General features: G+C 62.5%; 11 protein-coding genes. 8 read left to right on the top strand and 3 right to left on the bottom strand.

Features of this window, described 5'->3' with window-relative positions; all coding sequences use genetic code 11:
* Positions 1-10: 10 nt before the first annotated feature.
* Positions 11-913: a LysR family transcriptional regulator gene (locus MESCI2_RS0107590; protein WP_027036044.1), complete on the bottom strand. Its 903-nt coding sequence runs from the start codon at positions 911-913 to the stop codon at positions 11-13.
* Positions 914-1026: 113 nt separating this feature from the next.
* On the opposite strand from MESCI2_RS0107590, the gene MESCI2_RS0107595 reads away from it, so the two are divergent.
* The 6 genes from MESCI2_RS0107595 to MESCI2_RS0107625 all read left to right on the top strand — a co-directional run bounded on the left by MESCI2_RS0107595 (position 1027) and on the right by MESCI2_RS0107625 (position 8943).
* A complete protein-coding gene (locus tag MESCI2_RS0107595) occupies positions 1027-2682 on the top strand; it encodes an ABC transporter substrate-binding protein (protein ID WP_027036045.1) in 1656 nt (551 codons plus the stop codon).
* An 83-nt stretch (positions 2683-2765) separates the two neighbouring features.
* The gene (locus MESCI2_RS0107600) at positions 2766-3563 is read left to right on the top strand and encodes a DUF427 domain-containing protein (protein ID WP_245270255.1); all 798 of its coding nucleotides are present in this window, start codon (positions 2766-2768) and stop codon (positions 3561-3563) included.
* Positions 3564-3644: 81 nt separating this feature from the next.
* Positions 3645-4409, top strand: coding sequence for an SDR family oxidoreductase (locus MESCI2_RS0107605; protein ID WP_027036047.1), 765 nt, complete (start codon positions 3645-3647; stop codon positions 4407-4409).
* Positions 4410-4827: 418 nt separating this feature from the next.
* Positions 4828-5802, top strand: coding sequence for an ABC transporter substrate-binding protein (locus tag MESCI2_RS0107615; RefSeq protein ID WP_027036049.1), 975 nt, complete (start codon positions 4828-4830; stop codon positions 5800-5802).
* A gap of 76 nt (positions 5803-5878) precedes the next feature.
* The gene (locus MESCI2_RS0107620; protein WP_027036050.1) at positions 5879-6964 is read left to right on the top strand and encodes a quaternary amine ABC transporter ATP-binding protein; all 1086 of its coding nucleotides are present in this window, start codon (positions 5879-5881) and stop codon (positions 6962-6964) included.
* Positions 6961-8943, top strand: a complete 1983-nt coding sequence (locus tag MESCI2_RS0107625) for an ABC transporter permease (RefSeq protein ID WP_027036051.1) — start codon at positions 6961-6963, stop codon at positions 8941-8943. Before MESCI2_RS0107620 ends, MESCI2_RS0107625 begins: the two co-directional genes overlap by 4 nt.
* Before the next feature lie 11 nt (positions 8944-8954).
* Here MESCI2_RS0107625 and MESCI2_RS0107630 read toward each other — a convergent pair whose 3' ends face one another.
* Positions 8955-10313 carry an NAD(P)-binding domain-containing protein gene (locus tag MESCI2_RS0107630; protein ID WP_027036052.1) on the bottom strand — a complete coding sequence of 453 codons (1359 nt, stop codon included), beginning with the start codon at positions 10311-10313 and terminating at the stop codon, positions 8955-8957.
* Positions 10314-10631: 318 nt separating this feature from the next.
* Between MESCI2_RS0107630 and MESCI2_RS0107635 the strand changes: the two genes are divergently transcribed.
* Together MESCI2_RS0107635 and MESCI2_RS0107640 are read left to right on the top strand one after the other, a co-directional pair.
* Positions 10632-11348 (top strand): helix-turn-helix domain-containing protein, encoded by a 717-nt coding sequence (locus MESCI2_RS0107635; protein WP_027036053.1) that lies wholly within the window; start codon positions 10632-10634, stop codon positions 11346-11348.
* 150 nt (positions 11349-11498) lie between these two features.
* Entirely contained in the window at positions 11499-11870 is a 372-nt protein-coding gene (locus MESCI2_RS0107640; protein WP_027036054.1) for an endonuclease domain-containing protein, read from the top strand.
* A gap of 119 nt (positions 11871-11989) precedes the next feature.
* On the opposite strand, the gene MESCI2_RS0107645 is transcribed toward MESCI2_RS0107640, so the two are convergent.
* Entirely contained in the window at positions 11990-13030 is a 1041-nt protein-coding gene (locus tag MESCI2_RS0107645; protein WP_027036055.1) for a heme-dependent oxidative N-demethylase family protein, read from the bottom strand.
* Positions 13031-13038 lie beyond the last annotated feature (8 nt).

Raw genomic sequence — 13038 nt, forward strand, 5'->3', positions numbered from 1 at the left:
GCTTGGCCGGTCAGATCTGGCCGGCCATGCTGAGAGCACGGTCACCTTCTGAAAAACCCTGCCCTTCGGCCCAGTCCCTGGCCAACGTGCGCAGACCTGTGAGCGCGACATCCAGAACGTCCGAGGACACGGGGTTCGAGGGATAGGCGAGGTAGATCGGCCGCTGGAATACCGGCGCGTTGTCGATGCGCCGCATCTCGCCGCGCTCGATATGACCGCTGACGGCACTGAGCGGCAGGTAGGCGGCGGCCTGCTGCGACAGCACATGCTGCAGCCCGATGAAGACCAGCCCGGCCGATATGGCCGGCTTGACCATGCCGGCAAAGGCGCGGTCGTGCTCGATGCGGAACTCCAGCCCCCAGTCCATCAGGATGTAGTTTTCGGTCCACGGCTTGGTCTGCGCGGCATGCTGGACAAGCACGACCTGATCGACGGCCAGCGTTTCGTAGACGATGCCGGGATGCGGCCGCGGCAGATAGAGGATGCAGATATCGAGCAGGCCTTCCGCCAGCTGGTCGATCGCCGAGTCCGGAAAGCTGCCCTCCAGCCGCAGCGCCACGTTCGGTCGCCTGGTGCGCATCCACTCGACCCATGGCGAGGTGATGCGGTCCCACAGATAGGCCGGCGCGGTCAGCCGCAGCAAGGTCTCGTAGCCATCGGGAACGGCGATGTCCTGCCGCGATTGCTCCCAGGTGCGGGTGATCGACGAGGCATGCGGCAGGAACTGCCGGCCGGCCGGCGTCAGCGTGACGCCATCGCGGTCGCGCACGAAAAGCCGGCGGCCCAACTGCTCCTCCAGCCCCCTGATCCGCGCACTGACGGTGGACTGGGCGAGGTTGAGCCGGCCAGCCGCGACGGTGAAGCTGCCATGCGTGGCGACTTCGAGAAAGCTGCGCAGATTTTCAGTGTCCATGCCCACCTCTTGCATCGAAAATTTCGATGGCCCCTATCAAAAAATATCGCTTTCCGGCGGCAGTCAACAATGAACTAGATGACTGAACCCCAAGACAAGCGAGGAATCCAGCCATGCCCAAGCATTTCCGGATGATCGACAACGCTCGCAGAACGCTCACTGCAATCGAAAATTCCGCTGTCGACGAATTGCTGGCCGGCAGGATGGGCCGCCGCGATTTCCTGCGCCATGGCAGCGTGCTTGGTCTCTCCCTACCGTTCCTGGGCAGCCTTGTCGCTGCCGCCGGCCTCGGCACCCAGCAGGCACGCGCCGAGGGCAAGCCGGGCGGCACGGTGCGCGCCGGCGTGGCGACGCCGGGCGGCGCCATCGATCCCGTCACCTACTATGACAGTGGCAGCTACCAACTGGTTTTCCAGACCGCCGAGTTTCTCTGCATCACGCAGCCGGACCTCACCTTGAAGCCGGTGCTGGCGGAAAGCTGGGCGCCGAACGAGGACGGCAGCGTGTGGACCTTCAAGCTGCGCAAGGGCGTGAAATTCCACAATGGCGAAGATTTCAAGGCCGACGACGTCGTCGCGACCTTCGACCGGCTGGCCGATCCCAACGGCGCTTCCAACGCGCTATCGGTGTTCAAGGGGCTGCTGTCAAAGGGCGGCACCCGGAAGGTCGACGACCACACCGTCGCCTTCCATCTCGATGCGCCGAATGGCAGCTTTCCCTATTCGGTGTCGATCGACAATTACAATGCCGTCATCCTGCCGGCCAGCTACAAGGGCGACTACGAAAAGACGTTTGAAGGCACCGGCCCGTTTCGGCTGGAGACCTACACGCCAAAGGTCGGCGCGACTTTCATCCGCAATCCCGACTATTGGGGCGAGAAGGCATTGCCCGACCGGCTCGAATTCAAGTTCTACGGTGACGTGCAGCCGCGCATCCTGGCGCTGCAGGCCGGCGAAGTCGACATCCTCGATGCCGTCCCGCTCGATGTCAGCCAGGTGGTGCTGAACAGTCCTGACATCACCGTGCTGCGCGTCGCTTCGACCGCGCACCGCCAGCTTCACATGCGCTGCGACACCGGCCCGTTCACCGACAAACGCGTGCGCCAGGCACTGGCGCTGTGCATCGACCGCTCCAAGCTGGTCGACGGCCTGTGCCGCGGCATGGCGGCGACCGGCAACGACAGCCCGTTCGCGCCGGCTTTCCCGGCGACCGACAAGGCGGTGCCGCAACGCGTGCAGGACATCGCCAAGGCCAAGCAGTTGCTGGAGGCGGCGGGCCTCGCCAGCGGTTTCGATATCACGCTGACGACGCTGCGCTATTCCGACATTCCCGGTTACGCGCAATTGTTCCAGAATTTCGCCAAGGAGATCGGTGCCCGCATCTCGCTCAACATCGAGGACCAGGACAAATATTACGGCAAGGCGGTGTTCGGCCAGTCGGACTGGCTGGACAGCCCGCTCGGCATCACCGATTACGCGCATCGCAGCGTGCCCAACGTCTTCCTCAAGAGCCCGCTGGTCAGCGACGGCCCGTGGAATGCGGCGCATTTCAAGAGCCCGGCCTATGACGGCATGGTCACCAGCTATTTGAAGGCGCTCGATGTCGGCGCGCAACGCGCTGCCGCCTCCGACATCCAGAAACTGCTGCTCGACGAGACGCCTGTCATCTTCAGCTATTTCCCCGATCTGCTGGTGCCGGTGCGCAAGAATGTCAGCGGCCTGCCGCCGATCGCGGCCGGGCTGCTGCTCGATCGCGTGTCATTGAGCTGATCGTGCCCCAGCGCCCGATAGAAACAAAACGGGAGACTACCATTCGCAAGCCCCATCTGCGCGGCCGTGGGCCGCATTTTCCCTTGCTCGACACCATCGTGCAGTATGAATTCGAGCCGGGCTATGTAGCCTTCACCATGCCGACGCAGAAGCGCCTGCGTGTGCAGGTGGGATCGATGACCGTGGCCGATACGACCAATGCCTTGGTGTTCTACGAATCCGATCACCTGCCGGTCTACTACTTCCCGATCGGCGACGTTCGCGAGGAATTCCTGCTGCCGAGCAAGACGACGACAGAGGATCCGTTCAAGGGCGTGGCCACCCACTATTCACTCAACACCGGTATCACGCTGGTCGAGGACGCGGCTTGGCGGTATCTCGATCCGGTCAAGGGCTGTCCGCCAGTATCGGACTACATGTCGTTCACCTGGAGCAAGATGGGCCACTGGTTCGAGGAGGACGAAGAAATCTTCGTCCACGCCCGCGATCCGTTCCGCCGGGTCGACTGCCTGCCGTCGTCGCGGCGCGTACAGGTCATTCTCGACGGCGAGCAGGTCGCCGATTCACGCCGCGGCGTGTTCCTGTTCGAGACCGGCCATCCGGTGCGCCACTATCTGCCGATCGCCGACACGCGGCTCGATATGTTCGCGCCCAGCCGCTACATCTCGCGCTGTCCTTACAAGGGCATTTCCAACTATTATCACGTGACGACCAAGGCCAAACGTCACGAGAACCTTGTCTGGTATTATCCCGAGCCGGTGCACGAGGCGGAGCGCATCAAGGGGCTGGTCTGCTTCCACCACGAACTGGTCGATAAGATCCTGGTCGATGGCGTCGAAATCCCGAAGGAAGCCACGGCCGCGTCGAGCGGTTATTTCTGAGCATCGACGCCGCTTGCGCGCGGGCGCTTGATCGAAGCACGGCTCAGCGCATACCCTCCCCTGGGACAGGGAGGACACTCGATGGATCTTTTCAAGCTGAACGGCGATGTCGCGCTGGTCACCGGCGCCGGCAGCGGCATCGGCCAGGCAATCGCGATCGGGCTCGCCGAGGCGGGCGCCGACGTCGCCTGTTTTGGCCATGCATCGAAGGGTGGGCTGGACGAAACCGCGCACCGGATCACGGCGCTCGGCCGCAAGGCGCTGGTGCTGACCGGTACAGTGACGTCACAGAGCGATCTCGCGGCAGCGATCGATCGCGTCGAGAGCGAACTCGGCGCGCTGACCGTCGCCGTCAACAATGCCGGCATTGCCGGCTCCGAGCCCGCCGAGACGATGCCGCTGGAGACATGGCAGAAGGTGCACGAGGTCAATGTCGCCGGCGTGTTCCTGTCCTGCCAGGCCGAGGCCCGCAAGATGCTGGCGCGACGCAAGGGCTCGATCATCAACATCGCCTCGATGTCGGGCACCATCGTCAACCGCGGCCTGACGCAGGCGCATTACAACTCTTCGAAGGCCGCCGTCGTCCACATGTCGAGGAGTCTCGCCATGGAATGGGCCGATCGCGGTCTGCGCGTCAATGTCGTCAGCCCGGGCTACACGCTGACGCCAATGAACAAGCGGCCGGAGGTGGCCGAAGAGGTCAAGATCTTCAAGCGCGACACGCCGATGGGGCGGATGGCGGCGCCCGAGGAAATGGTCGGACCGACGGTGTTCCTTGCCAGTCGCGCAGCGAGCTTCGTCACCGGCCTCGACCTGATCGTCGATGGCGGCTACGTCTGCTGGTAGAGGTTCGACTTCGCCTGCAGTCTGAATTTATACGCCTCGCGAGGTGTTAGTCGTTGCGCGACATGAACCTTGGTATATATAATTTCATCCTATGAAACGGCCTTGGCGAGATGGGGCTTGCCGGGTCGACAGCCGAGAATATGGACCTTGATGGCTCGCACTTTGCAGGGCGCCGCAAGACTGGCAATCGATCCGCAGATGACCGCTCCCGCAGCGATCCGTCGGCAGCCATGACGCTGACACTCCAGTCCCATTCCATCATCACTAGAATTGAGCACCATCTTGCCTGCGCTGGCCAAAGCCCGGGCAACAATTTGGCGCCGACGGCCTTGCGCAAAGACCAGCCTTTCCAACACAATCAAGAAAAGCCGCAAGAAGGGAACGAACGATAATTTTCACAGCTTGAAGGAGAACAAGCATGTCACTTCGCAGTGTGATTTCGAACTTGACAATGGGAGCCTTCGCACTCGCCGCGGCGAGTGCACTGACGCCTTCCGCCCAAGCCGCCGCACCCGAATCCAACGACCCGATCAAGATCGCGCTGTTCGACTGGACCAGCGTCAACCTCAACGCCAAGATCCTCGGCGGCATCCTGGAAAAGCTCGGCTACACCGTTGAGTATCCGACAGCCGACTACCTCTCCAGCCTGACCACAGGCCTCACCAATGGCGATCTCGATGTCGGCATGGAATTCTGGGACACGACCGCCGGCGAGGCTATGAAGGCCTCCGATGCGACAGGCCAGACCGAACGGCTGGGCAAGCTCGGGCCCAAGGCCAAGGAAGAATGGTGGTTTCCCGAATATATGAAGGACAAGTGCCCCGGCCTGCCCAATTGGGAAGCGCTGAAGGATCCGAAATGCGCCGAAGCCTTCTCGACGGCGGAGACCGCGCCGAAAGGACGCTATCTCGGCGGCCCGGTGACATGGGAAGGCTTTGACGACGAGCGCGTCGAGGCGCTGAAACTGCCCTTCACCGTCATCCATGCCGGCACCGACGCGGCGATGTTCGCCGAACTGGACTCGGCCTATCAGCGCAAGGCGCCGATCATGCTGTGGATCTATTCGCCGCACTGGGCGCCGGCCAAGTACAAGGGCGAGTGGGTTGAATTCCCCGAATACACGCCCGAGTGCTACAACGACCCGAAATGGGGCATCAATCCCGACGCCAAATATGATTGCGGCAAGCCGCATGGTGAAATCTGGAAATACTCCTGGTCCGGCATGAAGGACAAATGGCCGGTCGCCTACAAGGTGGCCAAGGCCTACACGATCGACACCGACGAGCTCAACAAGATGAGCGGCGAGATCGACCTCGGCGGTAAGACGCCGGAAGACGTCGCCGCCGCCTGGATCGCCGCTCATGAGAAAGACTGGAAAGCCTGGGCGCAGTGATCGTTCCGACTGGAAGATGAGACCCGGCCGCTGATCAGCCGAGCCTCGGTTCTTGGTGTTCCAGAAGGACGTTTGAATGACGGACAAGACTGAACAGGGCGCCAATGGGGCGGGCGCGTCAAAAGATGCCCGCCCGATAAAGCTTGCCTGCCGCAATGTCTGGAAATTGTTCGGATCGAATGCGGCGAATTTCATCCGCGAACGCGACGGCAAGGCTAGCATGGCCGACGTCACTGCTGCCGGGCTTGTCGGCGCGGTGCGCGCCGTCGACCTCGAAATCCGCCAGGGCGAGATTTTTATCATCATGGGCCTGTCGGGCTCCGGCAAGTCGACGCTGGTGCGCTGCATGTCCAGGCTGGTCGAGCCGACCCACGGCAAGGTCGAATTCGAGGGCAAGGATCTGCTGAAAATCTCCGATGCAGCGCTCATCGAATTGCGGCGCCACCGCATGGGCATGGTGTTCCAGAACTTTGCCCTGTTGCCGCATCTCAACGTGCTGGAGAACATCGCCTTCCCGCTCAGCATCCAGGGGCAGGACCGGGCGACACGCGAGGCACGGGCCCGCGAGGTCATCGAGCTTGTCGGTCTGCGTGGCCGCGAGCATTTCTATCCGCGCGAGTTGTCCGGCGGCCAACAGCAGCGTGTCGGCATCGCCCGCAGCCTGGCGACAAAACCGGAGATCTGGTTCCTCGACGAACCATTCTCGGCGCTCGATCCGTTGATTCGCCGCGAAATGCAGGACGAGCTGATGCGGCTGCAGACCATGCTGCACAAGACCATCGTCTTCATCACCCATGATTTCGACGAAGCCATCCGGCTGGCCGACCGCATCGCCATCATGAAGGATGGCGAGGTCATCCAGATCGGCACGCCGGAAGAGCTGGTGGTCAATCCGGCGACCGACTACGTCGCCGAATTCACCCGCGACGTCGACCGCGCCAAGGTGATTTCGGCACGCAGCCTGATGCGCGCCTGTGACGGCTCGGAGCATGGCGGAACGGTGGCGCCGGATGCCAAGATCGCCAGCTTCTCGGCCGGTATCGTTGCCGCCAACAAGCCGTTCGCGGTGGTCAACGGCACCGGCAAGCCGATCGGCGAGGTGACGCCGCAAGCGGTGATCGATTTGCTGGCCGGCATCGATCGGTCGAGGGCCGGCGCATGACGGTGACGGCAAGCGCCAGCGTGGCAAGGTCGCGGCCGATTCAGATCTGGCTGCTGATCTGGGCCGCAGCGCTTGCCGCCGTGCTGGTCGTTTTCCTGCTGCAGGACCGCCTGCCCTGGGCCGTCAACTACCCGGCAAGCGCGGTCTTGCCGGTCGCCGACTGGGTCAGCGCGCTGATGCGCTGGATCAAGTCGAACCTGTCGTGGCTGACCCGCTCGATCACCGCGGTGGTCGGCATTCCGCTCGATTTCGCGCTCAATCTCCTGGCCAAGAATTTCAAGATCGGCCATGGCGCTGAGGCCTATATCCTGCCGCGCCTGTCCTGGGTCGGCGTCTGCGCTGCCGCCTTCCTTGCCGGACATGCCGTTGGCGGCAGAAAGCTCAGCCTGCTGGTTGGCGGCTGCTTCCTCTACATCGCCCTGTTCGGCCAATGGACCAGTGCCATGCTGACGCTGGCGCTGATTTCCATCGCGGTGCCGTTCTGCATCGTCACCGGGCTGTTCGCCGGCATCTGGGCGTGGCGCAAGCCATGGGCCGAAAGGCTCATCGTCTCCCCTGCCCTTGACCTGATGCAGACGATCCCGACCTTCGCCTATCTCATCCCGATGCTGCTGCTGTTCGGCAACAGCCCGGTGTCGGCGATGATCGCGACCGCCATTTTCGCCACCCCGCCGATGGTGCGGGCGACGATGCTGGGCCTGTCGCGGGTGCCATCGGAGATCGACGATTTCAGCGAAATGGCCGGCTGCACGGCGCGGCAGAAACTGTGGCGGGTGCTTTTACCCTCGGCACGGCCGACACTGATGGTCGGCGTCAACCAGGTGATCATGCTGGCGCTGAACATGGTCATCATCGCTTCGATGATCGGCGCCGGCGGCCTCGGCTACGACGTGCTCCTGGCGCTGCGCGCACTGAAGGTCGGCGAGGCGATGGAAGCCGGCCTTGCCATCGTGGCACTGGCCATTGCGCTCGACCGGCTGAGCCAGGCCATCGCGCACAAACAGGCAAAGGGCCATCTTCATCAGGCGATCAGCCCGAGCCTCTGGCGGCGTTACCCCAACCTGACGCTGGCCATCGCCATCCTTGTCGTGACAACACTGCTTGGCCTGTTCGTGCCGGCCTTCGCGGCGGTGCCAAAAGCGATTACCTTCACCACCGCGCCGCTGTGGAAGGCGGCGGTGAACTGGGTGACGATCAATTTCTTCGACATGATCGAAGCGTTTCGCGTGGCGCTCATCCTCAATCTGCTGAACCCGCTGCGCGCCTTCTGTGAAGGCTTTCCGTGGCTGGGCGCCGTGTTCCTGCTCGGCCTCGCCGGCTATCAGCTCTCCGGCCTAAAGTTGGCCGTATTGGTCGCCGCGCTGACTGCCTTCTGCGCCATCACCGGCCTGTGGGAAAAGACCATGGCGACGGTCTATCTCTGCGGTATCTCTGCCTTCATCGCCTGCCTGATCGGCATTCCCATCGGGTTGATGGCTTCGCGCAGCGACCGCTTCGAGAAGATCGTCACACCGATCATCGATACGCTGCAGGTGCTGCCATCCTTCTGCTTCATCATCCCGGTGGTGATGCTGTTTCGGGTCGGCGACGTCACCGCGATGATCGCAACGATAGCCTTCGCCGTGGTGCCGGCGATCCGCTACACCAATCACGGCATCCGGCAGGTGCCGCCGGCGCTGATCGAGGCGGCCAAGGTTTCCGGCTGCACGCCGCGCCAGACCTTCTTTCGCGTGCAACTGCCGCTGGCGCTGCCGGAGATCATGCTCGGCGTCAACCAGACGATCCTGATGGCGCTGGCGATGATCATCATCTGCGCCATGGTCGGCACGCGCGATCTCGGCCAGGAAGTGTTCATCGCGCTGTCCAAGGCCGATTCCGGCCGCGGCATCATCGCCGGTCTCGCCATCGCCTTCATCGGCATCGTCGCCGACCGGCTGTTCAGCGCCTGGACGGCGAAGGCGCGCGCAAGGCTGGGGTAGCAGGCGCCGCGCTACTCCGCCGCGACGCCCTTCACTTCGAGATAGCTCTCCATCGAATCGTCCAGCGCCTGCAGCCACGGTGTGTGGTGCAGTGGCGCCATGGTGCCGGTCATCAGCGAGCGGTAGGCGTGGTCGCGGAAGCTCATAATATCTTCGCCCTTGTGGTTCTCCCACTCCATGAAGGTCTGGTTGACCGCCTCGACGTCGAAACCGGGATAGTCGGTCTGGTCCATCAATTCCTTGGTGTAGTCGCCCTGGAACCAGATCATCTGCTCGGCGTCTTCCAGCGTCTCCTCGCGTACGCGCCACTTCGCGCCGTGCTGCGCCATCGCCTCGGCCGAGGGCAGCTTGATGCGACCCATGATGACGTCGCGGGCGAACCAGGCCTGCGCGTCGAACATGTTGAAGGTGTAGAACTGGTCCTGCATGCCGATATAGGACAGCTGCGGGTTCTTCTCCCAGACGACGCCTTCATAGAGGTCGAGCGGCCACATGCGGTTGGCGGTCTTGAGCTTGAGGTCGTCGGTCAGGAAGGGGAAAGAGTGCAGATAGCCGGTGCACAGGATGATGGCGTCGACATCCCTAGTGGTGCCATCCTTGAAATGCGCGGTCTTGCCGACGACCTTCTGCAGCAGCGGCACTTCTTTCCAATTCTCTGGCCATTTGAAGCCCATCGGCTTCGAGCGGTAGCTGGAGGTGATCGATTTGGCGCCGTATTTGTAGCACTGCGAGCCGATGTCCTCGGCCGAATAGGAGCGGCCGATGATCAGGATGTCCTTGCCCTTGAATTCCATCGCGTCGCGGAAATCATGGCTGTGCAGGATGCGGCCGTTAAAGGTGGAGAAGCCCTCGAAATAGGGCACGTTGGGCACCGAGAAATGGCCGGAAGCGACGACGACATTGTCGAACTCTTCGGAATAAGTGACGTCGTTGGTGCGGTCATGCGCGGTGACGGTGAATTTCTTCGTCTCGTCGGAAAACGTCACCATGCGCACCGGGCTGTTGAAGCGCACCCATTTGCGCAGGCCGGATTTTTCGACGCGGCCCTTGATGTAGTCCCACAGCACGGCGCGCGGCGGGTAAGAGCCGATCGGCCGGCCGAAATGCTCCTCGAAGGTGTAGTCGGCGAATTCCAGGCATTCCTTCGGTCCGTTCGACCAGAGGTAACGGTACATCGAGCCGTGCACCGGATCGCCATGCTCGTCGAGGCCGGTGCGCCAGGTGTAGTTCCACAGGCCGCCCCAGTCCGACTGCTTTTCGAAGCAGACGATTTCGGGAATGTCGGCGCCCTTGTCGGCCGCCGACTTGAAGGCCCTGAGCTGTGCCAGGCCGGATGGGCCGGCTCCGATGACGGCAACGCGACTTTTCATGGCAGGCCTCCCGATCTGGTTTCGACTTTTGTCTTAACGCTATTCCCAAAGGGAAAGCGCTATGCGCTTTTCCCGGAATTGCTCTTACGAAACAAATTTCACTCACAGGACAGTAATTGGCCCTTTCGTGCTGTCAACAGCCCGATGCTGAAACAAGGTTCCGACGATGTGGATTTCCCGCGAAAAACCGGACGCTGCCAAACATCATTATCATGCGCATGCGCGTTCACGCGACTTGCCGTCGCAGTTGCGCTCCTGTATCGGCACCTGACATGTTCACCTAGAGTGAAATAAATCCGCAGGAGTGCCGGGGGCGACATGGCGAAGAAGGTTTCCGATTCCAAGGCTGGTCCAGCCGGTGCGACGGCCAAGCCGCTGCCAAAGGTTTCGGCCGACGGCAAGACCATCCGCGCGCCGCTGACGCAGAACCCGCATGCCATTCGCGACACGCGCGAAAAAGTGCTGGAGGTCGCGATCGGCCGCGAGGTGCGGGCCTTCCGCAAGAAGCTCGGCATCACCGTTGCCGATCTCGCGGTCGCCACCGACATTTCGCTGGGCATGCTGTCGAAGATCGAGAATGGTATCACCTCGCCCTCGCTGACCACCTTGCAGGCACTGTCGCGGGCGCTCGGCGTTCCGGTCACCGCCTTCTTCCGCCGCTTCGAGGAAGAGCGCAGCGCCGTGTTCGTCAAGGCTGGCCAAGGCCTCGATGTCGAGCGCCGCGGCACGCGCGCCGGTCACCAGTACAATCTGCTCGGCCATATCGGCTCCAACACCAGCGGCGTCGTCGTCGAACCCTATTTGATCACGCTGACCGAGGATTCCGACGTGTTTCCGACCTTCCAGCATGAGGGCATGGAGTTCCTCTATATGCTCGAAGGCGAGGTCGTTTACCGGCACGGCAGCAACCTCTACCCGATGAAGCCCGGCGACAGCCTGTTCTTCGACGCCGACGCGCCGCACGGGCCGGAACAGCTGACGAAACTGCCAATGCGCTATCTGTCGATCATCTGCTATCCGCAGAGCGCGGGGTGAGCGGAACTCGATCTCCCCTTGGTCTCTCGTGAGGAGATCGGCTTCGCGACGGCTCCTCTTTTGCACTGGTGATTGGCGAAAGCTGAAGTGACATTCGATCTCCCCCCTGGAGGGGGAGATGTCCGGCAGGACAGAGGGGGGCGAACCGCGATGACGCACAATCTGGTATCCGCCAACAGCCGCCGCAATGCGCGCACGATGCGCAAGGTGATGACCGATGCCGAACTCAAGCTTTGGAATGAGATCAGGGCACACAGGCTGATGGGACTGGGGTTTCGGCGCCAGATGCCTATCGCCGGCCATATCGTCGATTTTGCATGCCCGGACAAAAAGCTGATCGTCGAGCTTGATGGTTCCGAGCATGGCCGGGCCGAAACGTCGGAATCGGACGCTGCAAGAACCACCAAATTCGAAGCGCTGGGCTGGACGGTCCTGCGCTTCTGGAACGACGATGTCATTCGCGATATCGACAATGTCTGCCAGCATGTCGTGATTGTGGCTGGGCTGGGCGACGCGTCGTAAGCGCGGAGGTGGAGATTGGGCAAGGCAGGCGCTCCACGGCGCCCCCCTCTGCCCTGCCGGGCATCTCCCCCTCTTGGGGGGAGATTGGCTGCTTTGGGGGCAGCGCCAACATCAGCTATTCAATCCGGCCCAAACCCCTGGCTGGTCGCGCTCCCATCATCCAGCTTCGACAGCCACTCGACCAACGCCGGCCGGTAACGCGTCAGGCCCTTGTAGTTAGCGAGTTCGTCGGGCAGGTCGCGGATGACGCGGTGCAGGCGCCGTGCCCATTTGGGCTGCGTCGCCAGTTCGTCCATCTTGATCAGATAGCAGCGGATCGGGAAGACGATGCCGTTGGAGCGCGGCAGGCGCCAGAAGCTCTGCAGTTCGACCCGCAGATGCACCTTGTCGCCGACATTCTCCGGCGTCACCGTCGCCCGGTCCGGCCCCCATTTGTGGTAGTTTTCGGGGCTGGTGTCGAGGCGCGGATTGATGGTCATCGTCCAGTTCAGGCGCCGCGCCGGCTTGCCCTGCTGGATGTTGGTGAGGAATTTCAGCGCCCTGACGAAAATCCCCTTCTCATGCGCCAGCGGCACCGGCGCATGCCATTCGAAGAAGTTCATGCCGATGTCGAAATCGAGCGACCAGTCAGCCTGGGTGGTGACCATGCCGGCATCCATCCACAGATTGCCGTCGCGCTGGTCGAGGATGCAGAAATCGCCCTGGCTCTGCCGGGTGATGTATTCCATCGGCCCGTAAGGCAGCGTCGAGGTGTCGCCGAAAGTGAAGGTGTCGTCGATACCGAGCGGCCGGTTGATCCAGCGCCAGCGATCGCCGTCGCGGGTCAGCGTGAAATGCTCGGGATAGCCCAGCGCCTGCTGCTCCATCAGCAATTCGAGCAGGTCCCAGCCGGCCAGCGTCATGTGCGGCAGCGACTGGCAGCGCAGCGGATCCTCGGCCAGCACCAGCGCGCGGTCCTGCATCTCGGCGACATAGTGCTCATCGACGTCGATCAGGTTTTCCAGCACGCTGCCCCTCGGGCCGACGACATGCGGCTCGATGTTGACCGCATACATGTAGGCGTCTTCGTGGAACGGAAACGGGAAGCGCCTGATGTGCTCCGGGCTGTTCTTGAAGGTGAAGTCGTCGCGGAACGTTTCCTTGCGAAAGGTGATGCCCATGATTTCCT

Origin of the sequence: Mesorhizobium ciceri WSM4083, from assembly GCF_000519305.1 — a bacterium.
Lineage (GTDB): Bacteria > Pseudomonadota > Alphaproteobacteria > Rhizobiales > Rhizobiaceae > Mesorhizobium > Mesorhizobium ciceri_B.